This window comes from Thermodesulfobacteriota bacterium (assembly GCA_034189135.1).
Lineage (GTDB): Bacteria > Desulfobacterota > Desulfobacteria > Desulfobacterales > JAUWMJ01 > JAUWMJ01.
On sequence record JAXHVO010000065.1, the window covers coordinates 85,708 to 109,193 of the forward strand.

At 45.8% G+C, this 23,486-nt stretch carries 19 protein-coding genes; 11 read left to right on the forward strand and 8 right to left on the reverse strand.

The window, feature by feature from the left end; all coding sequences use genetic code 11:
- Positions 1–156: 156 nt before the first annotated feature.
- The 4 genes from SWH54_09645 (at position 157) to SWH54_09660 (ending at position 2,997) form a co-directional block, all read left to right on the forward strand.
- Complete coding sequence (locus tag SWH54_09645) at positions 157–318, forward strand: hypothetical protein (GenBank protein ID MDY6791519.1); 162 nt, start codon at positions 157–159, stop codon at positions 316–318.
- A 16-nt stretch (positions 319–334) separates the two neighbouring features.
- Positions 335–526 (forward strand): hypothetical protein, encoded by a 192-nt coding sequence (locus SWH54_09650; protein ID MDY6791520.1) that lies wholly within the window; start codon positions 335–337, stop codon positions 524–526.
- A 371-nt stretch (positions 527–897) separates the two neighbouring features.
- Positions 898–1,257, forward strand: coding sequence for an FHA domain-containing protein (locus SWH54_09655; protein MDY6791521.1), 360 nt, complete (start codon positions 898–900; stop codon positions 1,255–1,257).
- Positions 1,258–2,997: a chloride channel protein gene (locus SWH54_09660; GenBank protein MDY6791522.1), complete on the forward strand. Its 1,740-nt coding sequence runs from the start codon at positions 1,258–1,260 to the stop codon at positions 2,995–2,997. It abuts the gene before it with no gap.
- 102 nt (positions 2,998–3,099) lie between these two features.
- Here SWH54_09660 and rmuC read toward each other — a convergent pair whose 3' ends face one another.
- Positions 3,100–4,446, reverse strand: coding sequence for a DNA recombination protein RmuC (gene rmuC / locus SWH54_09665; protein ID MDY6791523.1), 1,347 nt, complete (start codon positions 4,444–4,446; stop codon positions 3,100–3,102).
- Between the two features lie 289 nt (positions 4,447–4,735).
- Here rmuC and SWH54_09670 point away from each other — a divergent pair, with 289 nt between their 5' ends.
- The 7 genes from SWH54_09670 (at position 4,736) to SWH54_09700 (ending at position 17,019) form a co-directional block, all read left to right on the forward strand.
- A complete protein-coding gene (locus SWH54_09670) occupies positions 4,736–6,613 on the forward strand; it encodes a GNAT family N-acetyltransferase (protein MDY6791524.1) in 1,878 nt (625 codons plus the stop codon).
- A 519-nt stretch (positions 6,614–7,132) separates the two neighbouring features.
- Positions 7,133–8,674, forward strand: coding sequence for an acetyl-CoA decarbonylase/synthase complex subunit delta (locus SWH54_09675; protein MDY6791525.1), 1,542 nt, complete (start codon positions 7,133–7,135; stop codon positions 8,672–8,674).
- Positions 8,675–8,787: 113 nt separating this feature from the next.
- Entirely contained in the window at positions 8,788–10,818 is a 2,031-nt protein-coding gene (gene cooS / locus SWH54_09680) for an anaerobic carbon-monoxide dehydrogenase catalytic subunit (protein MDY6791526.1), read from the forward strand.
- Positions 10,819–10,884: 66 nt separating this feature from the next.
- Positions 10,885–13,098 (forward strand): acetyl-CoA decarbonylase/synthase complex subunit alpha/beta, encoded by a 2,214-nt coding sequence (gene acsB / locus SWH54_09685; GenBank protein ID MDY6791527.1) that lies wholly within the window; start codon positions 10,885–10,887, stop codon positions 13,096–13,098.
- A gap of 92 nt (positions 13,099–13,190) precedes the next feature.
- Complete coding sequence (acsC, locus tag SWH54_09690; GenBank protein ID MDY6791528.1) at positions 13,191–14,531, forward strand: acetyl-CoA decarbonylase/synthase complex subunit gamma; 1,341 nt, start codon at positions 13,191–13,193, stop codon at positions 14,529–14,531.
- A gap of 30 nt (positions 14,532–14,561) precedes the next feature.
- Entirely contained in the window at positions 14,562–15,455 is an 894-nt protein-coding gene (locus tag SWH54_09695; protein MDY6791529.1) for a dihydropteroate synthase, read from the forward strand.
- Between the two features lie 370 nt (positions 15,456–15,825).
- Positions 15,826–17,019 (forward strand): MFS transporter, encoded by a 1,194-nt coding sequence (locus SWH54_09700; GenBank protein ID MDY6791530.1) that lies wholly within the window; start codon positions 15,826–15,828, stop codon positions 17,017–17,019.
- Between the two features lie 21 nt (positions 17,020–17,040).
- Here SWH54_09700 and SWH54_09705 read toward each other — a convergent pair whose 3' ends face one another.
- The 7 genes from SWH54_09705 to SWH54_09735 form a co-directional block, all read right to left on the reverse strand.
- The gene (locus SWH54_09705; GenBank protein ID MDY6791531.1) at positions 17,041–18,378 is read right to left on the reverse strand and encodes an ABC transporter permease; all 1,338 of its coding nucleotides are present in this window, start codon (positions 18,376–18,378) and stop codon (positions 17,041–17,043) included.
- 5 nt (positions 18,379–18,383) lie between these two features.
- The gene (locus SWH54_09710) at positions 18,384–19,172 is read right to left on the reverse strand and encodes an ATP-binding cassette domain-containing protein (GenBank protein MDY6791532.1); all 789 of its coding nucleotides are present in this window, start codon (positions 19,170–19,172) and stop codon (positions 18,384–18,386) included.
- Between the two features lie 3 nt (positions 19,173–19,175).
- Entirely contained in the window at positions 19,176–20,270 is a 1,095-nt protein-coding gene (locus SWH54_09715; protein MDY6791533.1) for a beta-ketoacyl synthase N-terminal-like domain-containing protein, read from the reverse strand.
- Positions 20,267–21,472 carry a beta-ketoacyl-[acyl-carrier-protein] synthase family protein gene (locus SWH54_09720; GenBank protein ID MDY6791534.1) on the reverse strand — a complete coding sequence of 402 codons (1,206 nt, stop codon included), beginning with the start codon at positions 21,470–21,472 and terminating at the stop codon, positions 20,267–20,269. The genes SWH54_09715 and SWH54_09720 overlap by 4 nt, the downstream gene beginning before the upstream one ends.
- A gap of 2 nt (positions 21,473–21,474) precedes the next feature.
- Complete coding sequence (locus tag SWH54_09725) at positions 21,475–21,723, reverse strand: phosphopantetheine-binding protein (protein ID MDY6791535.1); 249 nt, start codon at positions 21,721–21,723, stop codon at positions 21,475–21,477.
- A gap of 123 nt (positions 21,724–21,846) precedes the next feature.
- Complete coding sequence (locus SWH54_09730) at positions 21,847–22,848, reverse strand: BtrH N-terminal domain-containing protein (protein ID MDY6791536.1); 1,002 nt, start codon at positions 22,846–22,848, stop codon at positions 21,847–21,849.
- A 7-nt stretch (positions 22,849–22,855) separates the two neighbouring features.
- A complete protein-coding gene (locus SWH54_09735) occupies positions 22,856–23,275 on the reverse strand; it encodes a helix-turn-helix transcriptional regulator (protein ID MDY6791537.1) in 420 nt (139 codons plus the stop codon).
- Positions 23,276–23,486: the final 211 nt, after the last annotated feature.

The window sequence follows — 23,486 nt, forward strand, 5'->3', positions numbered from 1 at the left end:
GGTATTCGTTTCACAATAATTAAAACAGACATTGCTTGCTGATTGTTAACTGTCTGATATTACGTCAATCGTACGAATAGGTTTTTTTGGCCCGATTATTGCTACAATTTTGACTTATATACAGTAATCGATACCAGATAGCCTTGGGAGGTAAACATGGGGAAAAACCTTATGGAAAATACAGGTATTCAATTATTGTTAGACAAGTATAAGAGAAAATTCCGAATCTCAGAAAATCTAAAGTATTACTCTAAAAAAGATTATCCGATTGCTGAAAAAAAATTTATAAAATATGCATTACAAAAAGGTAAAGTATAAACGGAGGGTAATTTAAATGTTGATAAAGACGGACACGTCTGAACTCGAAATATCAAAAGAAACCAATGTCTATTTAGGATCTCTGGAAGTCGGCCAGATTTTTAAAAACTGGACTGAGCTTGATGAAAACGCAAAGGCCCAGTTAGAAAAAATACAGGGGCAGGCTGAGAACCTGATCAGACGATCAGAGGAAATTTTAACCACATAAATTTTAACATCCAAACAATTTACTTTCGGTATGTGTTATAAATGTAGCTAACACATACTGATACTGATGCAGGATTGGAAGACTCCACGCTCAACCTGGGTGATGGCTCGACCGAACACTGCACCGCCTTGAAAATAATTCAAGGTCAAATGGGCAGGACTGGAAATGGTTCTGCCCTTTTTTTTCCCCAGGTGGGTCACCACTTTAATTACAGACTTGCATTGATAGGCGCAATATTATATATAATAATATATTTTCTTTTAAAGATTTAAATTTCCTGCAGATTACTTCTCATTTAATGAAACCTTTGCAAAGCACCGCTTTACAGAGATCCCTAAGCTTTTCAAGCGTAATGGCCATGGAGGTAATCGATGATCAAAATACTGCTGAAGCATAAAAATAAATTACTAAACACTTTTTCATTCGAAAAGGATGAAATTACCATTGGCCGGCTTAAAAACAGAGATATCCACCTTAATAATCCTGCCGTTTCCAAACAACATGCACGAATTATTGAGAAAGAGGGCAGCTATTTAATTGAAGACCTGAAAAGCACCAACGGTATATATCTCAACACAGTCAGGGTTATCAGCAGGTATCTAAAGGATGGTGATGTAATAACTATTGGGAAATATACCCTGGTGGTCAGCATTAAAACAGAAAATGACAATAATTCCACCCACAATTCAAAGGGACGGATTATGATGCTTAATGTTGAAAGGCTGAGGTAGTTGAGGCAATCAATTTTCAGGCTTTTAAGGACCAACGAGCACGGAATTATGGCCGTGCTGGCTGTTTTTGTGGGTCTGGCCGGCGGTTTTGGTGCGGTCGGATTCCGATATCTAATAAATTTTTTTCAGTTACTTGCCTATGGATCTGATGGCAATCTGCTCGATCTGGTAAGCTCAATTCCCTGGTATATAAGGGTCATCATTCCAGCCATCGGCGGACTGGTAGTCGGCCCAATGGTTTATTTTCTTGCCAGAGAAGCCAAAGGGCACGGCGTCCCTGAAGTGATGGAATCCGTGGCCCTGAAAAGCGGGCTTATCAGAAAGCGGTTGGTTGTTATAAAGTCTTTGGCATCAGCCATCTGCATAGGCACCGGGGGGTCCGTTGGAAGGGAAGGCCCGATAGTCCAGATAGGATCCGCCATCGGGTCAACCATAGGACAGCTTCTTAAAATTTCTGCGGACAGAATGCGTACCCTGGTCGGGTGTGGGGCCGCCGCCGGCATCGCCGCCACTTTCAATGCCCCCATCGCAGGCTCCATGTTTGCCCTTGAAATCATTCTCGGTGATTTCGGTCTGGCCACATTCAGCCCCATTGTTATTTCCTCCGTGATTGCCACGGCTGTATCCCGCCATTTTTTAGGCGATGCCCCCGCATTTATTGTCCCCGCATACGAGCTGGTCAGTGCATGGGAGTTCCCCTTATACGTTACACTGGGGCTTTTTTGCGCGTTGGTGGCCGTTACTTTTACCAAAACGCTTTATCGGATGGAAGATATTTTCGATGGGTTGAAATTTCCCGAATACTTAAAGGCGATTTTGGGAGGTGTAATCCTGGGAGTGATCAGCCTTCTTTTTCCTCAGATTCTGGGTGTCGGGTATGGTGCCATTGATCTGTCTCTGAGTCAGGCATATGCTTGGTGGTTGATGCTTGTTCTGGTGCTGTGTAAAATCCTGGCCACATCGATTACCATTGGCTCAGGAGGGTCGGGTGGTATATTCGCACCTTCACTTTTTATCGGCGCCATGGCCGGAGGTTTCTTTGGTACAGTCGTTCACGATCTCTTTCCTTCAGTCACAGCTTCCGCTGGTGCATACAGTATCGTCGGTATGGGAGCAGTTGTCAGCGCAACCACTCATGGACCATTAACAGCATTATTGATGCTTTTTGAAATGACTGGTGATTATAAAATTATTCTTCCCTTGATGATTACCTGTATTATAAGCAACATAGTCGGCAGGCAGCTTTTGAAAGAATCGATTTATACGTTAAAATTAATGCGGAGGGGCATCAACCTGGAAGAAGGAAAAGAGGTCAATGTATTAAAATCGATCAAAGTAAGCGAAGTGATGAATACAGATGTGGAAACCATTACCGAGGCGTTAGGCCTGGAGCGACTGGCTGAGATAATCTCCAAAAGCAAATATAACAGCTTTCCGGTTGTCAAAGACGGAAACAAACTGTCAGGCATTATCTCCTTTTACGATTATAACGAAGCAATATTTGATGAGAACCTGAAAGGGTTGGTGGTTGCCAAAGATATTGCCACTTTGGATGTGGTGACCATATCCATGGATGACAATCTTTATAATGCCTTGGAAAAAATTACCTTTAAAGATTTTTCCATCCTCCCGGTTGTATCTCCTAACAACCCGGATAAACTGATGGGTGTCCTCACCCGCAGGGATATCATGGGGGCGTACAACAAGGCGGTGATTAAGAAATCGCTATACAGTGAGTAAGCATACTTTTTTACCACGGAGTTACACGAAAATTTCACAGGTACTAAAAAACTAAAATTCCGTGAGTCTCCGTGCAACTCCGTGGTTAATATTTTCAAAAGGTTAATCGGTTAATACGTCATTTACTTCTTCTTTTTCTTCCTCTCCAATCATTTTGGTTGCTTCTTCCATGGGGATTTCCTGGACTTTTTTAAGCTTGCGTTCAATGGCACGGGTTCTTACTTCTGCTTTATCTATGGTGTTGCTGGCTTCCTTTAGTTTCTTTTTCGTTTTTGCCAGAACATCACCGAATTTGCCGAATTCGGTTTTTACCACACCCAGCAATTCCCATACTTCGCTTGAACGTTTTTCTATGGCCAGTGTCCTGAATCCCATATGCAGGCTGTTGAGCAAAGCGGCCAGTGTGGTCGGTCCGGTAATAACAATACGGTATTCACGCTGGAGCATATCGCACAAACCCGGGCGACGCAGTACCTCTGCATACAATCCCTCAACGGGCAGAAACATAATACCGAAATCAGTGGTGTTGGGGGGATCAATATACTTTTCCCTGATTTGTTTGGCTTCGGCCTTTATGCGTATTTCCAGGCTTTTTACCGCTTTTTCGGCCAGCTCCCTGTCCGCATTCTCCTGTGCATCAATCAGGCGCTGGTAATCTTCCTGGGGAAATTTGGAATCTATCGGCATCCAGACAACTTTTTCCTTGTCTGTACCCTGTCCGGGAAGTTTTATGGCAAACTCAACCCTTTCATTACTGTTGGTTTTGGTAGCCACATTCACATCATACTGATCCGAAGTTAAAATCTGTTCGAGAATATTGCCCAGTTGGATTTCACCCCACGTGCCTCTGGTTTTTACATTGGTTAGAACTTTTTTTAAATCACCCACCCCGGTGGCCAGGGTACGCATTTCTCCCAGCCCTTTATACACCTGTTCAAGACGTTCACTCACCTGTTTGAAAGATTCACCCAAACGCTTTTCCAGGGTAGATTGCAGTTTTTCATCGACAGTGGCTCGCATTTGTTCCAGTTTTTTACTGTTATCCTCCTGCAGCGCACGAAGTTGATTCTCCATGCCCAAACGCATGGTCTCTAATTTATCTTCATTTAATTTGGTCATATCTCCCAGCTGTTTGGAAAAAGAATCAAGCTGACCCTTTTGCATACCGGCGTTTTCCGTCATTCGTTTGAGCAGTGAATCGCTGAAATCCTTTAAGGATTTACTCAGTTCCTCGCGCGCAATTTTTGCACCGCCAGCGGTTTCTTCCCTGTTTCTGGATATTTCGTCTTTGATGACCCGTTCGGTTTGCTGATGCCTGTTTTCAAGGGATGATAAACTTTCTTTCAGTTTAGCGGCCGTTTCATCTGATTTTTGTCTAATCAGCATAACGAGAAGGATGATTAGAAAAATAAAGGGCAAACCAATAAAAAGTAATACGTTTTCATCCATTACATAATCCTTTTTGGTAAAAATCTATCATGGATTTTCACGGAAGCTTTACTGAATGGTTTGATCTAACAAACATTAAAGACCATTGTTTTAATATCATAGATATGTCGTGCTCCTCCGCGGTGAAAAACTATACGGAAACGTACCTTTTGAGTCAAGGATTAATGCCTCATGTTATCCGCTGTCCTTTGTCCAAATAATTGCTATGATCAGAGAACTTGTCCTTGATCATGATGGTAAAATCATGTATCTTGCAGCCTGCATCCTAGATCATCATAAGGAGATAACCATGTCAAAGGTTGGGTATTGGGCAGACAATTATATTAGTAATAAACGTTCAGCTCAAGAGGCGATTCGCTTAATCAAGCCAGGCCGGAGGGTCTTTATCGGTTCCTCCTGCGGAGAACCGCAATATCTTGTCAGGACACTTTCTGAAGCTTCAAGCCGCTTGACGGACATCGAAATCGTTCGCCTGCTGGCCCTGGAAAGTACACCGTTGACGCTAATTGCGAATAAAACCATGGACCATGCGTTAAATATCAGGTCTTTTTATCTGGGCTCCGCCAAGCCGCAAGGCCTGGCAAGGAACATGCGTTTTATCACTCCAATGAACCTTTCTGCCATTCCCCGTCTTTTCAGGAGCAGAAGGCTTCCTATAAATGTCGCCATGATTCAGGTATCACCGCCGGATGATTTCGGATGGATGAGCCTCGGTATTTCCGTAGACATTACTCTGGCCGCGGCTTTATCTGCGGACCTTGTTATTGCCCAGGTGAATAACAGGATGCCGAGAGTTCTTGGTCAAAGTTTTATCCATGTGAATGATGTGGATGTTTTTGTGGAACATGATGAAGAGCTGCTCACCATCGGTGAATCGCCGGAACTCGAATCTGCAAATACAATCGGTAAAATTATCGCCAGGCTGATTGAAGATGGCTCTACCATTCAGATCGGGCTTGGCACAACCTCTCAGGCGGTCTTCACCGGCATGTCGGACAAGAATGACCTAGGCATACATACACAGTACCTTACCGATGACATCATGCATCTTATATCAAGAGGTGTGGTCACAAACCGTAAAAAAGGATTTAACGAAGGAAAGCTGGTGGCAAGCAGCGCCATCGGTTCGCAGGCGCTCTATGAATTTATGCATGACAATCCGGCCCTTGACTTTCACCCTTCGGACTATGTGAATGATCCGGGTATTATTTCCCGCCACAACAGGATGGTTTCAATGAATGTGGCACTGGCCATGGACTTGACCGGACAGGTTGCTGCCGATGCGCTTCCGCACAACCATTATACAGGCGTAACCGGTACGCTCGATTTTATCAGGGGCTCGGCTCAGGCGGAAGGCGGCAAATCCATACTGATGTTTACCTCTACATCAAGAGACGGCAAAAAAAGCCGTATTGTTCCGATGCTTGATACCGCTGTGGTTGTTCCCAGGGGTGATGCCCATTATGTGGTTACCGAGTTCGGCGCAGTCAATCTTTTCGGAAAAAGCCTCCAGGAAAGGGCAAGAGCCATGATAAGTATTGCACATCCTGACTTTCGCAATGAGCTTTTTTATGAAGCAAAAAAAATAGGGCTGATTAGCGAGGCGCGAACGCTAAAGGAATCGATTAAACACGGGGTTTATCCGTTTCAGCTGGAAGAAGCCAGAGAGATCGACGGAGAATTGGTGACCATTCGCCCGGCCAAACCGGTGGATGAAAGAAGGATACAGGAACACTTTTACAGCCTTGACAAAACGGACATTGTTTCCCGATTTTTCCATGAAAAAACCAGTTTTGTCCGTGACGAGGCGGAAGGTGTTTCCCAGATAGACTATCTAAAAGATCTGACCATTATTGCGGTTGTGGGGGAGTTTGGCTTTGGAAGAGTGGTTGGTGTGGGAGAATATCTGCTGGACCCGGGGAAAAATATTGCTGAAGTCGCTTTTTCCATCAGCAAAGAGTTTCAGGGCAAAGGACTCGGCAAGATTTTACTGAAAAAACTTTGCATGGCAGCACGGGAAAACGGAATTGCGGGCCTGGTGGCCTACACCTCACCCGGGAACAAAAGTATGATAAAGCTGTTTAATACCTTGCCTTTTAAAACAAAGACCTTCTTTGACGGTGACATGCTTTCGCTGACTTGCCGTTTTGATGAAGTGGCGTCTTGATGGCTTAGCAAAAAGTCTCATCTATTGCCAATTGGTATCGTTTGGCAACGGTTACATTTCTTCCCAATATCATGACAGGTTACAACCGGTTCGCTTTAAGAATTCAGGCCCTGCGGCAAATAAGGGCTGCGAAACTCGAGGTAATTTTTTACCAGGCTACCGGTTGAATCTAATTTAGTTTTAAAACGATATTTAATTGTGATAGTCTATTGACAAACCAAAGCGGCCAATATATGTAAATTGATTGATAAAATACAGGTCAGACCGGTTTGCAATTTCAACCCTGTGCTTGTTAACTTATCGTTTTTATAGAAAGTATCAATTCATCATTTCTATATCCCTGTTCATTTATAAAAATAATTCTACCGATGTAGATTTTAATAAAAAATTAGCTTAATGAAAGGGGGGTGAACATAATTTAAAATCCGGGCATCATGTTTTTGCCCATTTGGTGTTAACAAATCAAAATTGTGGCTAGAAAAGCTTTAATTTATAATTTTCCATCTAAAGGAGGTTACATTGGGCTTTGAATTTTACAAAGAATCTTATACCGGCAGTATAAAGGAAATTGCCATAGGAGACGGTGCCAAAGCGGTTACTGTAGGCGGTGAGACATGCTATCCTTTCTATCAGTTTGAAGGTGAAATGCCCAACAAGCCCAGGATTGCAATGGAAATTTGGGACATGGAGCCCGAAGAATGGGCGGAATCTGCTCTCAGCCATTTCAAGGATGTCCTTTCAGATCCGGCGGCATGGGCCAAAAAATGTGTGGATGAGTTTGGCGCTGAAATGATTGTGTTGCAGCTTAAAAGCATTGACCCCAACGGTGCGGACGCAAGCCCTGAAGATGCGGCGGCAACGGTGAAAAAAGTCAGCGAAGCCATCGACGTTCCGTTGATTGTATGGGGCTGTGCCAGCCCACAGAAGGATGAGGATGTTTTGAAAAAAGTGGCTGAAGAATGCCAGAATGCAAATTTGACGATCGGACCGGTGGAGGATAAAAACCACAAGGGGATCGGGGCTGCGGCAATGGGGTATGGGCATACCATTATTTCGTCTTCGCCCATTGATGTGAACATTGCCAAACAGGTGAACATTCTTCTGGAAAACCTGGGGATGTCTATGGACAAAATAATTGTTGATCCGACCACCGGTGGTTTGGGTTACGGCATGGAGTATTCATATTCGGTCATGGAGCGGCTGAGAATGGCAGCCCTGTCTCAGGGCGATGATAAACTCCAGTTTCCCATTATAAACAACCTGGGTAACGAAGTCTGGAAATGCAAGGAGGCCAAACAGCCGGTCGATGAAATGCCGATACTGGGTGATCCCGAAAAACGGGGAATCCTTATGGAGGCAGTGGGTGCGGTAAGCTACCTGATGGGAGGTTCGGATATTCTTATTATGAGGCATCCTGAATCTGTTCGTATGGTCAGGGCTTTCATCGATCTGGTTTCAGACGGCGGGGCGGCAGGTGATGTGGCTTCCATCAAAAAGGATCTGGATGACGTTAACATCGACCTAGTATCCCTTGCACCGGAGCCTGACCTGACAATAGAAGAAGAGGTCAAGAAGGCGCCAGCGCCGAAGAAAGAAGCTCCTCCGGCTAAAAAGGCCGCACCGGCAAAAGCGGCTGCACCGGCAAAAGAAGCTGCACCGGCAAAAGAGGCCGCACCGGCAAAACCTGCGGAACCGGCAAAAGAAGCGGTAGCCGAAAAAGCCGAGGACGATGCCAAGGCCAAAGCTGAAGCTGAAGCCAAAGCCAAGGCGGATGCTGAAGCAAAGGCAAAAGCAGAGGTAGAAGCCAAAGCCAAAGCCGAAGAGGAAGCCAAGGCCAAGGCCGAGGCAGAAGCCAAAGCCAAGGCGGATGCCGAAGCCAAAGTTAAGGCTGAAGAGGTTGCCAAGCGTGAGGCCGAAGAAGATGCCCTCAGACAGCAGAGAGCAAAAGAGCGCGAAGAAAGAATGGCAAGGGATACCAAGCCCAAAGATAAAAAGGTGACAGTGACGGCGGCCAAGACCCAGAGATCCGCTTTATCTAAATTTAAGAATATTAGAAGATAATGTGTCATCATTGAAATCGAAGGTTTAAAATATGCGGTTTGAAATTTATGGAGCATATTTAGTACCCATTAAGATAATAATTAATCACTTAATAACATGAGGAGGAACCTCAAATGGCAGAAGTAAAAAAAGCAACGGTAGCCAAACCGGCAAAGGCTCCCAAAATGGCTGATCCGGTAAAGGCTTCCATTGATTTAGCTACTCAGGAGATGATAGCTAGAGCTCAGGAACTGGGTATTGAAACGATTTTTGACCGAGCGGAAAAAATGAAGCCCTGTAATATTGGTGTCCAGGGGACATGCTGTAAAAACTGTTCCATGGGACCCTGTCGTCTGCCTTTACCCAAAGCCGGGATAGAAGGCAAAGATGAAAGAAAAGGAATGTGCGGTGCCACGGCAAATACCATTGCGGCACGTAACTTTATTCGGATGATTGCAGGCGGTGCTTCAGCGCACTCCGACCATGGACGCTGTGTGGCGGAAGTGTTTATGTCTGTTGCCCGGAAACAGACAGATGCCTATAAAATAAAAGATGTTGATAAACTTCTGGCGGTTGCAGAAGCACTTGGTGTGGCCACCACAGTTGAGGTGGACGGAGAAGAGCTTGACAGAGATATGGATGAAATTGTCCTGGAAACAGCTGAGGTTGCACTGGCTGAATGGGGCAAGCCGGAAGGCGAACTTCTTTACGCCAAACGGGCGCCGGCGCCACTTTATGAAAAATGGAAGAAAGCCGGTGTTATTCCGAGAAATATCGATAGAGAAATCGTTGAAATCATGCATCGCACCCATATAGGTGTGGACCAAGATTTCAGAAATTTGATCAAACAGGGCTCCCGGGCAGCTATTGCAGATGGCTGGGGTGGAAGTATGCTGGCCACCGATTTGCAGGATATACTTTTCGGTACCCCCTATCCTATTCAGTCTGAGGCAAATCTTGGGGTCATGAAGGAGGATCATGTCAATCTTATTGTACATGGACATGAGCCGGTCCTTTCGGAAATGATCATCGCAGTTGCCCAGAAGAAGGAGATGATCGATTATGCCAAGAAAAAAGGCGCAAAGGGTATTCAGCTAAGTGGTATCTGCTGTACAGCCAATGAAATGCTCCAACGTCACGGCGTTCCCCCGGCAGGCACATTTCTGCAGCAGGAACTTGCCATCATCACCGGTGCATGTGACGCCATGGTTGTAGATATTCAATGTATTATGCAAAGCATTGCAAATGTTGCAGATTGTTTCCATACCAAGCTCATCACCACGCATCCCATTGCCAAGATGGAGCAGGACAATGTCATCCATATCGAGTTTGATGAACATCATGCTTTGGAAGATGCTGAAAAAATTGTTAAAATGGCGATCGATAACTTCAAAAACAGAAAAGCGGAAGTAATGATTCCCAAACATAAAGCTCCCCAGGTCGCCGGTTTTGGTGTTGAGTCAGTCGAATACCACCTTGGCGGATCTTTCCGCGGAACCTATTACACGCTGAATGACAATATTATCAACGGTCGGATCCGGGGTATTGCGGGTGTGGTTGGCTGCAACAATGTTCGCACCAGGCATAATGAAGGCCATATCCAGGTTGTAAAGGAACTGATTAAAAATGACGTGATTGTCCTGACTACAGGATGCAACGGCATTGCCTGTGCCATGGAAGGTCTGCTGACTCCTGAAAGTGCGGCAGTTCATTGCGGTTCCGGTCTTGCCGAGGTATGCGAAACTGTCGGTATTCCTCCGGTTCTTCATTTAGGCTCCTGCGTGGACAACAGCCGGATTCTTCTGGCTGCAACCGAAGTGGTTAAAGCAGGTGGACTGGGAAATGACATTTCCGATGTGCCGGTTGCAGGAAGTGCACCTGAATGGATGAGTGAAAAGGCGATCAGCATCGGACATTATTTTGTTGTTTCAGGTGTTTACACGGTATTCGGCGTCACCCTGCCCACCTCAGGTGCCCCAGTTTTTCATAACCATATCTGTAATGAACTTGAAAATATTTACGGCGGTATGTGGGATATCGAGGTTGATCCGATCAAGCATGCGCAAAAAATGATCGCCCATATAGACAAAAAACGTAAGGCCCTGGGAATAGACAAAGCCAGAGAAAGGGTCATGATGGATTTTGCCGCACGCCAGGCTCTTTAGGTATAACCAGGATTATGTATTGTAAAAGATTATCAAATATAAAATCCTCAACGAAGGAGGAACGAAATGTCAAGATTAATAGCATTTGCCGCCATTCAGGGTGGCTATAAAGTTGTGGCACAGGCCGAAGGGGCATTACAGAAAGCTCTGGAAACCTATAATGCGGATACCAAAATAGCGTTTCCCAATACCGGCTATTTTTTACCGATTATATATTCACTTTTCGGGATCAAGGTTGAAACCATTGAAGATATGCAGGAACCCATGGAAATTGCGCGGGGTCTTCTTCCCGCTCATATCAAAGGTAAAAACTGGCTTCCTTTCCTCGGGCCTCTTCTGGACGCAGGAATGGCAGGTGTCATATCTTATGAAATTATAGAGGCGCTCAGGTATCTGAACGAACCTGATTTCTATCTCCATGCAGAAGATCCGGATATCGATGCAGGAAAAATCTGGCTGGGTGCTGCTGATGACACCATATTCCGCAAAAGAGGGGTCGAGTTTGTTGACGGCTCTGCCCCCGGTTTTGCGGCAATAGTGGGCTCTGCACCTGATGTTGAAACAGCCAAGATGATCGTTGAAGATTATCAGAAAAGGGGTCTTTACATTTTCTGTGCAGCCAACCACAACGGAACGACCATTATTGAACAGCTGATTGAAGCCGGTATTCAAATAGGCTGGAATACCCGGATTGTACCTTTTGGTCCGGATATCTCGTGCGCGGTTTTTGCTTTGGGATTTGCCAACAGGGTGGCAATGGCTTTTGGTGGCGTTGAGCCCGGTGATTATAGAAAGATTCTGATGTACAACAAGGAAAGGGTGTTTGCATTTGTTAACGCTTTAGGCGATGTGGGAACCGAATGGGGTGTTGCTGCTGCAGGTTGCGTAAACTGGGGTTTCCCCACATTGGCCGATACGGACATTACCGAGATTCTTCCCACCGGTATCTGTACATACGAGCATGTGGTCGCTCCTGTTGCCTATGATGAAATCTGCGCCAAATCGGTTGAAGTTCGTGGCCTTAAGACCCTGGTTTCCGACATTGAGATCCCCTGTTCATTTGGCCCGGCCTATGAGGGCGAGCGTGTCAGGGGGGCCGATCTGTTCTGCCAGATGGGTGGCGGCAAGAGTCAGTGTACCGAACTTTGCAAGATGGCTGACATGAACGATATTGATGACGCCAAAGTGGAAATAGTCGGAAAGGACATCGGTGACCTCAAGGAAGGCGACACACTGCCCCTGGGTATTTATGTCCAGGTTGCCGGCCGTGAATTCCAGACTGATTTCGAACCGATTATCGAACGTCAGATTCACCATCTGATCAACTACATCCAGGGTGTGATGCATATCGGCCAGAGAGACATCTCATGGATCAGGGTGGGCAAGGCGGCTGTGGAAAAAGGGTTTACTTTAAAAGATATCGGTGTTGTATTGCATGCCAAGTTCCACCAGGATTTCGGAAATATTCTGGACAAGGTGCAGGTGACCCTGTATACCAAGAAAAAAGACGTGGATGACCTTACCAAGCGTGCACGGGCTGAGTATAAGATGAGGGATGAGCGTGTGGAGACCATGACCGACGAAGGTGTTGAAATATTCTATTCCTGTACCCTGTGCCAGTCATTTGCTCCCAACCATGTTTGCTCGGTCAGCCCGGAGAGAACCGGACTTTGCGGTGCATACAACTGGATGGACTGCAAGGCATCGTACGAAATTAACCCCACCGGGCCGAACCAGCCCATAGAAAAAGGCGAATGCCTTGATCCTGTGTTGGGACAGTGGAAGGGGGTCAATGAGTTCGTACAGAAAGCATCCAGAGGGGCCGTCGATCATTATAATTTCTATTCCATGGTTGTCGATCCTATGACCACCTGCGGCTGCTGCGAGTGTATTGCGGCCATGCTGCCGTCTTGCAACGGGGTGATGACAGTGAGCAGGGATTATACAGGTGAGACCCCATGTGGGATGAAGTTTACCACCCTTGCCGGCGTGATGGGCGGAGGGGCGCAATCCCCTGGATTTGTCGGTCATTCAAAGTACAATATTACCCAGCGTAAGTTTATCTTGGGTGATGGCGGATTGGCCCGAATGGTCTGGATGCCCAAGATATTAAAGGAAGAAATCAAGGAACGGATTGATAAACGCGGTGAAGAGATCGGTGTTCCTGATCTTTATGACAAGATTGCCGACGAAACGGTGGGGATCACCGAAGAAGAGATCCTTCCGTGGCTCGAAAAAAAGGGACACCCCGCCCTGAAAATGGATCCGCTGATTGGATAGCAAATTGGGAAAGTTGCGTGTTGGGTGTGATGTATTTATAAAAACATGCCACACGCAACTTAAAACCCGCAATACAAGATAAGGAGACTAAAATGGCATTAACCGGTATTCAGATTTTCAAACTCCTGCCGAAAACCAACTGTAAGGAATGCGGCGTTCCCACATGCCTTGCTTTTGCCATGAACCTGGCATCCGGAAAGGCTGAGCTCGACGCCTGCCCCTATGTATCAGACGAGGCAAAGGAACAACTTGCAGAGGCTTCCGCGCCACCCATCCGCCCTGTTAATGTGGGCAAAGGGGTTCGCAAGTTTACCACAGGCGGAGAAACAGTGCAGTATAGGCATGAAAAGACTTTTTACAATCAAACAGCTCTGGCAGCTACGGTAAATTCAGATATTTCAGACAGCGATCTTGAAGCAAAACTAAAGGCATGGAATGCCTTCCAGTTTGAACGGGTTGGACTGAACTTAAGACCCGAACTGGTGGCTTTAAAGGATGTCAATGGAGATAAGGACGCCTTTGCCCAAAAGGCCAAAACAATTGCTGAAACATCGGAGTTCAACCTGGTACTCATGTCGGAAAATGCGGATGTCATGAAGGCCGGCATTGAAGCCAGCGGTTTTAAGCGGCCTTTAATATATGCGGCCACAGAGTCCAATGCCGATGATTTCGGCGCCCTGGCGAAAGATAACGATCTGCCTCTTGCGGTAAAGGCCGACTCGGTTGAGGGCCTGGTTTCCTTAACTGAAAAGCTAACCCAAATGGGGCTAAAAGATCTGGTGATCGATCCCGGATCAAGGGAGATCAAACAGTCCTTGGAGGATCAGCTGATGATCCGGCGCGCGTCACTTAAGAACCTAAACCGGGCAGTTGGGTTCCCCACCATCACCTTTCCGTGTGAAATGGCTTCCAACCTGGAAATGGAAACCTTGATTGCAGCAATGCATATTGCAAAATATGGTGGGATTTCGGTTCTTTCCGATTTTACCGGGGAAAGTATTTTTCCGCTTCTACTTGAGCGGCTGAACATCTTCACCGATCCTCAGCGACCCATGATGGTGACGGAAGGGATCTATGAAATCGGCAATCCGGATGAGAATTCCCCGGTGATGGTGACCACTAACTTTGCCTTGACCTACTTTATCGTATCCGGTGAAATTGAAGGCAGCAGGGTTCCCTCCTGGCTGCTCATCAAAGATTCCGAAGGTCTGTCGGTGATGACGGCATGGGCCGCCGGAAAATTTGCAGGGGACGATGTGGGCATGTTCGTGAAGAAAAGCGGTATAATGGATAAAATCAAGCATACGGAACTGATTATCCCGGGTTATGCTGCCGCCATTGCCGGTGATGTGGAGGAAGAATTGCCCGGCTGGAAGATTACGGTAGGCCCGAGAGAAGCCGCGCATATTCCCGGATTCTTAAAGGCAATGTAAAATTAATCATCAATCAGAAAGGGAGGTTGTATGTTACTCATTGGTGAAAGTTTAAACGTGATATCAAAAAAAATCGGCAGGGCTTTTAAGGAGCGTGACCCCAAACCGATCCAGGAAGAAGCCCTTTTTCAAAAAGAAAAAGGTATGGATTTTATCGACATCAACCTCGGTCCTGCCAAAAAAGATGGCCATGAATTGATGCCTTGGGTGGTGCAAACCGTTCAGGAAGTTGTGGATGATATCCCCCTGGCGCTCGATACATCGAACATCGATGCCATTGAAGCTGCACTGAAAGTGTGCAAGGAAGTACCGGGAAAACCGCATATAGTCAACTCTATTATGTGCAGACCTGAGCGGTATGAAAAGATGGTTCCCATAGCGGCAGAGCACAATGCGGATTTTATTGCCCTGATGTGGGGTCCTGAGGGGTTGCCTCGAGATGAAAATGAACGGGCGGCTCTTGCTGTTGAGCTTTTGTATTTTGCCAATGAAGCCGGGATTCCCAACGAAAAAATCTGGGTGGATGGAATTGTTACTCCGGTAAATATTCAACAGCCACAAAGCATCAGCCTGATGGAATTCCAAGGCATGTTGCAGGATATTGCCCCGGGCGCAAAGAGCACCTGCGGGTTGTCGAATATTTCCAACGGTCCTCCGGATAACCTGCGGCCCATACTCAACCAGACATTTATGGTGATGCTGCAAAAATACGGGATGTACTCGGTCATTGCCGATCCCCTGGATGATCAACTGATAGATATTGCCAAGGGAAACCGCCAGGATATCGTGGATTTGATTTACGGTATTATGGATGGCAATGAGCCCGATATGGCCGGTCTGTCAAAGGAAATGCTGGATTATGCAAAGACTGTCAATGTAATTCTTGGAAAGTCTTTGTATTCCGATTCGTGGCTTGAAATTTAATTGTACGGTTAGATTATTTTTCTGAAGCCTGTTTTGTAAAAACCGGCAGTGTTCTTATTAACAGATACTCCATCGGCCTTGTTGCTGAGCTGTTTATTACTAAAAAGCCTCAACTAATAAGTTGAGGCTTTTTTATCGTTTATGGGTATTATTATAGAACAGAATATGTTCATTGGAAACAAACATTCGTTTTTCCATCTTAGTTCGGTTCGTCCGGGCAAACAGGCGATTCCCCGGACGAACCTTAGCTTTCATGCATCGTTGCGCCCAGTCGGGCATGAAAATTTATGACAATTGCTATAAAAAAAACCGCAGGAATTCTCCTTTCGAGATTATTTTACCAAACCGATTTAATAAGAAACGTCAATTTATGCTGACTAAAAAAGAAAAAAAAATAATGGGACTGACCATCGGATCACACAGTCTGGTTCATTTATTTGAAGGCGTATTGCCGCCGCTGATTCCGCTGATGATCACCCAGTTTAATACAGACTACTTTCATCTCGGCCTGGTGGTAACGGTATTTTCCTATGCTTTCGGACTGGGATCTCTTCCTGCAGGCATTATCGCCGATCGACTGGGGCCGCGTCGGTTGATCTCGCTGTATCTTTTTAGCGCAGGTATATTTGCTATCCTGGTCTGGCCCATCCAAAATCTATGGACTTACAGCATTATTATGGGATTCATCGGCCTGAGTTGCAGCACCTATCATCCTGCCTCAAACACGCTGATTTCTCTCACTATGACCAATAAAGGGCATGCCTTTGGTGTTCACGGCATTGCCGGCAGCCTGGGTGTTGCCTGTGTGCCGCTTTTATCTGCCTGGATCGGTTCAGTTTTCGGGTGGAGAAGCCCCCATGTTCTTTATGGAATAATGGGAATTTTCTTGGGTGTTTATTCACTGAGTGTGGCCGAGCATCATGCCAAACCAGTCGGAAAGTCGGATAAAAAGGCTCAGATGGTAAAACTCGATAGAAAGGCTGTTGTTACCATTTGCATCTTTTTCCTGTCGGCAACCGCACTGGGTATGACCTATAAGGGGATCATGACCTTTTTGCCCACCTACATGGGAACACGGGTAAAATTGTCTTTCATGGACCTTAACAGCGTCACCCTCGGTGGCACCATAGCGACTCTGGCGCTGATATCCGGTGCAATCGGTCAGTATCTTGCCGGTCGTCTGGTCGATAAATATAGTGCGGAAAAACTTTATCTTGGAGCGGTCGTTATCGGTATGATCTGTGTATTTATTATGGCGTTTAGTGCCAATGCATTGCTGGTGGTTACCGCGGTTATTTATGCGTTTTTCTATTTTTCCACACAGCCGATTCAGAACTTACTGGTTTCCCGTTACCTGCCTCCACACAGGCAGGGATTGGGATACGGCACCCTTTTTTTCTTAACCTTTGGGGTGGGGTCGACTGCTGCTGCCGTATCTGGATATATTGCCGATCGGTTGGGCCTTGAGGAGGTATTCATTTTTATGGGAGTTTGTTTTATGATGTCGGCATCCATGGTTATGCTTCTGGTGTTGAGGGCGGGTAAAAATAGATTTACAGCATGAGCAGGGAAGAATGGTATTGAATCAAAATCCATTTCGAGTTCGGCGAAAAAAATAAACCCATGAGATCAGCATGGTAATAATAAAAAAAGAGATCAGCAAACATACTTCCATTAGAACAGTTGTGATATTGCCCCCCCGGACGAAAATTTCCAGAAACGCATCAAGCCCCCACGCCAGAGGAGAAACAACGCTGATTTGCTGCATAATTTTTGGCATGGCATATACCGGAACCATGATTCCTCCCAAAGCTGCGGCAATCACAATAGATATCGGGCCGAACATGGATGCCTGTTCATAGGTTCTGGCAACCGTTCCGAGTAAAATTCCATAACCCGTTGCAGCCAGTATGGCACTTAGAGCAATGACAATGACGGCAACGGGATCAGAACCCATTTCCAGCATGGGAGATCCCAACAGGGGTAAGAGAAATTTTCCAATGAGAAGAATAAGTCCGAATTGGATCAGGCAGAGCAAGACATAAGCAATAACCTTACCTGTAATCAGGGATAGATACGAAACCGGCATGGACAGAAGTCGTGATAATGTCTCATCGTGTCTTTCTTTGATTAGCCCTCCTGCCATTGGAACGACGATGAAAAATATGCCGAACAATGCCCATGCAGGCACGTTTTGCTGCACAGAATTAGGTTTTTTTACAAAAGCATCTCGGGAAGCCTGATTTTCCGTTACTCCAAGCAAAGGGCCGTTGTTAAAGTCGAGCTTAATTTCCGGTATATCTTTAATCAGATTGTCGGGTGCAAAAGAGCCGATTTCCTTTTGAATAGCCGTATTAATATGTTCGGGTAAAAGCTCGGACAGGGCTTTCATCTTTTCATTTATTTCTATGGTGAGGATTATCAGCTTGAGAGAATTTAAAATAGCTGATCGAAACCCCCCCAGTATGGTGGGATCGAAATAAACGGCGATATCGTGGTTTTGTATTTTTTCTCCGGTCGAAGTGTTATCCAAGGAAAGCGATTTTTTTACAACCTGCCGGGCCTTTTTCTTAACCGATTGGGTCATTCCTTCGGGGATGATAATGCAAAGCTGAAAATCACCGTCTACCACTGCCTTTATCGCTTTTTTTTCATCAACCTTTTTTCCATCTATCTTTTTTATGATTTCAACCATTCCGGATTCAAGCAGCCTTTGTTCAACGGTTTGCCCCAGGAGTTGCTGTTCTTTATCTACTATCAGGATCCGGGTGCTTTTTTCCCCCATGGTTTTCATGATATTTTCCTGGATGTGGGTTATGACCAGCACCAGAAGTGCGGGCATCAGAAAAAGCACCAGCATTCCGGCCCTGTCTCTTGATACCAGCAAAAGCTCCTTTATAACTGTTGCGCCAATTTTATACATGACATTTAGTCTCTCAAGCGTTTTCCGGTAAGAGCTAAAAAAAGATCTTTCAAACCGGCATGTCCCGGGGCCCTGTTGATTAATTGTTTGGGAGGCCCTTCGGCAATAATACGCCCCTCGTCAATAATGGCAACACAGGCACAAAGCTGCTCGGCTTCGTCCATATAGTGGGTGGTGTAAATCATGGTTGTCCCGGTTTCTTTAAGCAGGGAGAGTTTTTCCAGGATCATATTCCTAGACTGTGCGTCGATTCCCACCGTGGGTTCGTCCAGGAAAAGGATGCGAGGCCGGTGAAGAATACCTGCAGCCAGATTGGCACGACGCTTCATCCCACCGGAAAAGGTAAATATAAGCTGGTCAGCCTTTTTTTCCAGTCCAACCATTTCAAGGCATTCGGCAATTCGGTCTTTGAGTTCCTTCCCTTTTAGCCCGCAGATTCTGCCAAAATAAATCATGTTTTCTTTCACCGTTAAGTTGGCATAGAGGGCGATGTCCTGGGGTACGAGGCCGATTAATTTCTTAATTTGATTTGGCTGCTTGACGGCATCAACACCGCAAATATTGACACTTCCGCTGGTTGGCTGCAAAAGAGTACTCAAAATGGATATTGCGGTGGTTTTTCCTGCACCGTTGGGTCCTAACAGCCCAAAAATTTCTCCCCTGTTGACTGAAATGTCTAAACCAGAAAGAGCCGGATTGGATGAGCCTTTGTAAATTTTAACCAGATTTTTCACCACAAGGATTTTTTCTTTAATGGTCTGGTTGTAATTTTCTGTTTTTTTCGTTATCGGCATTTTTTAGTGATTCAGGCTGACCCATCCATAGCTGCCGCCGGCTCCAAGTTTTAAACAGCAGATACGTCTTGAGCCAAGATCTTCTTTGTGTCGGATGACGTTCCACCGACCCGAATGATAAAGGGGGATATCTCCGGATTTAAAAAGCGTGGCGGATTTGTTGCTTAAGGCTGCAATGGCGATATCGAAACCGGTACTTACCGGGAGACCTCCATACAGGTGGGAATAGGAGGCCACCAAAGCCTTTTCAGGAATATGTTTGGCATACTGATCATCGTATCCGCTGTACCCGTCCGCACCTAAAAAGAAGGCGTCGTTTTCAGGCAAGTCTATCTCTTTGCAGCGAAAATCTCCCATGTGGACATCTTCAATATAGCCGTAAGACGATGCTGTTTCATGTTCATTGGCTAAAACAAAGAAATTTGCTCCCTCACCAATAATTGCATGTTCCTTGTTCATTTGGCCGGTAAAATCTGCCTCACCATTGCCGGTATTATAAAGGCTATGCCAGAAGTAACCCAGTATTTTACTGTATTCGTCCACGCTGCCAATCAGAACCGAATCCACTCGCTTCTCTTTAAGCCACTGGCAGGCGCTCAAAAAGGCGGATACAATGGACATATCATAATGGCTGACGGATAAATTGGGCCCCATTTCCTTGAGCAAAATCGAAATGTAGGTGGCGGCGGCATTATGCACCGAGTTTGAAAACTGAATTGGAGAGCAAAAGGGGGCTGCTTCGGTTATAACAGAATGCTGCAGATCAAACGTGTTGCAGGTCGAACCGTAACCTGTCGCAATGATAATTCCCATTTTTTCCCGATTGGCATGCAGCATATCGGCATCTTCAAGGGCCAGAAAACATCCCAACAGCGCCATGCGGATGTAATGATCGATCCGACGCAGCTCTCTTTTATTAACATAAGAATTCAGTCTGTTTGTGTTGGCAAGAAAAGCAGGGACTTGAATATCACCACCCGTGGTTTTAATGACCATGGGGGTTGGGGTACTTTTTCCCGTAGTCAGCGCCTGATTAAGATCACCGATGCCGCAACCGAATCCCCCCAACACACCCATGCCTTTGATTGAAATTTTCAAGGCTGACGCTCTCCTGCTGACAGAATTAAAACCGAATTGATACCACCAAAGGCAAGAGTTTCTGAAAGAGCCCTATTGCCGCTGATCGATAAGTTTTGTTGAACCGGATAAGCCGGTGGCATTTCAGGATCAGGGGTAGCAAAACCGACACTTGCCGGCACCCTGCCGTTTTCAAGGCAGGCAATGGTAAATGCGGCTTCAATCGCCCCTGCAGCGCCAAGAGCATGTCCGGTGTATCCCTTGGTTGAAAAAAAAGGAACCTTGGGAAACATTTCATAAAAAACATGACTTTCCACCAGGTCATTGTCAAGAGTTCCGGTTCCATGGGCATTGATAAAAGCAATATCTGAAGCAGTTGTGCCACTGGTTTCCAGGGCTTCCTTAATGGCCAGCTTCAGACCTTTGCCGTCCGGTCTGGTTTTGGTATGGTGAAACGCATCCGTGGCTGATCCGTAACCCAGAATATGACCCCTTGGATCTTTTTTTAATTCTTCTAGTATATCTTCCGATACCAGGATAAAAATGGCGGCACCTTCCCCCAGGTTCAGACCTTTTCGATTGATGTCAAAGGGTTTGCACGGAGAATCGTCATTGATCAGCAGTGACTTAAAACCGGTATAGGTGATCTGGTACATTTCGTCGGTTCCACCGGCAATGACCATATCACATATTCCCGACCGGATCCATGAAGCAGCCAGTCCCAGGGCATCACTTCCGGCCGAACAGGCATTGACCACGGTTTGCAAAGGGCCGGTTAAACCGAATTCAGAAGCAATGGTACTGGTCGGATTGCTCATCAAAAACCGGGTTACAGGAGTAATAACCGATGAACTCTTTTTCTTTTTGCTATTGTTGGAGAAGGTCTCGTCGTACATGGAGCTGCCGACGTTTGTGCCGATACAGGCACCCACCCGCTTCGTTTGTAGTGTTTGGCTATCGAATCCGGCATCATTGATGGCTTCAAGCGTTGCCGTTAATGCCAGCTTGCAGGTGCGAAGAATATTTTTTTCTTTAAATAAGTGGGAAGGGAAAAAATCTTGTAGAACTTCAAAGACCGGGAGAGAAATGGTGGTAGGGAAATTGACCGGAGGGGCAGGATTGCGCTTTCCCCTATACAAATAGTCCATGCATTCCTTTAGCTCCAGTCCTGCAGAGCAGATACAACCGATTCCGGCGATGGCAACGGGTGTGACAGGTATCATATCTAAAGGCGGGCCTCAATAAACGCAGCCAGGGTGTTAATGGACTGAAGAGCGGGACGCCCTTCCTTCATATTCTTAATTCCCACGCCAAAATGGTGCTCGACCTGAAATACGATTTCGACGGCATCAATAGAATCGAGGCCGAGTTTTTCGCCGAACAGCGGTTCATTGTCCTCGATTTCTTCCGGTCTAACGTCTTCTATGTTCAATGTTTCAACAATTAATTTTTTTAGTTTTTCTTTAATGGTCATATCTAATATGGTTAATTCCGATGGTGATAAACTGAGCGGTCTCTTAAAGATTAATGTTTTAACCTCAAAAGCGTCAGTCCGCTCCAAAAGTCATGAAGTGACGCTCTTCGAAATTAGTACATGCTAATGAACAACTTCCATCAATTCCTCATAGATCTCGGTTTCCCTGTGGGCGCAGTCTCTCAAAATGTCGGCCATTGCTTCAAATGAATCCGACTGCGTGGCCCGGTTTTTACAGTTGCGAGATCCGATGACGGCAAATTCACGCCACCGGTCACCTGCTGATGTCATTTTCCCGGACAGATCCAGCAAGCGATTTTCCTTTAAAATACCGGCGGCTTCTTGCAGGAACGCCGCATACATAAAACGGAATCCACCTCCGCCTGTGCCCAGTTCTTCCTGCATGCGGATAAGCTGGACCAGATGAAGAATTGCCTTGCGTTTCCCAAATTTTTTGGGCCATTTTTCGATCCGGTTGGCCAGAAAACGGATACCCTTGACGCCGATGATAGGTCCCGGGGTTTTCAGCATTCTTCGGCAGGCCCCTTTTATACCCTTAATAATTGCAGGAGTAAAATCTATTTTTTCAGGCACGCTAGTAAGATAATACATGGTCCCTTTGGGTGCAAGGGCACCCTTGGCAAAACGCGCTTTTAACAGGTCTTTTCGGTGACAGGTGACGGGATCCTGGAAAACAGGATCGCTGATTAAATAGTGATCCCCTTCTTTCCCGTAGACAACAAGGTTGTGCATGTTAAAATGAAACCTGAAGGCGGAAGGGAAATAGGGCAGCCAGTATCCACCTGTTCGGCATGCCACCGGAATGCCTTTTCCCAGACAGCGGTCTAAAGCATCCATGGCTTTTTGGGGGCTGCGAAATTGTTGCCAGTAAACATCGACCCCAAGCTTTTTGGTCAGCCGTTTAAAGATACCCCCCACTTCACATCGGAAGGTGGTTATGGGAAGCTTGTTTACTTTTAGGAAAGGTAAATATCCGAAAAAGATACCTCCGCCTATTCCGAAGGCCATGGCTTCGCTGATATCAACTCCATAATGAAAAAGCAGGTTTGAAGAAACGCCGCTTTCGCAGTGAGCCGAATGCCTGTGTTTAAAATCAATCTTCATTAAGTTATCAATCCTTGGCCGGTTCATTTTTTTCAGGAAACTGTTGAAGTTGTCTAGGGGTAATTCCGAATACATCTGAATATCGCTCAAGAACAGTGGGACTTAAACGTTTGAATACAGAGGGTTTAAGGTGTCTTTTTACCCGCCATCGGCTAAAACCAGAGTATTGAGCCAGCAGCCTTGTATTCATCTGATTCTTGGCCATGTGAAAGGCCAAGGGACTTCGTTTGCCGGCATGTATTTCCTTTAGCGCTTTTTCTATTTCCAGCTTAATGACTTCCCATGCCTGGCTATTGGCGATATTTTTGGCATCCCAGCCTGCGCTTGCGGTTAACACATAATGTCCGTCATCATCAAGTGCATAACAGACCTCGTAAATATCATCGGGCATCATGCCGCGTTCCTGGGGAACTTCTTCAATTTTCATGTATTGCTCCGAACTATATTTTTCCTGCAATATAAACTTTATAAAATATACCTTTATTTTGAAAAAGGCAATACTTTGTTAATTTTATCACAGGGTAACCGCATTTGGAAATCATCCTGCCAGGACCTTGAATAAGTAATCGTTATCCCATCCGGCCCTGAGCCGTCTGGATTTAATGCTTTTTTTAAGTGAGGTTTCCCTTTTTATCATG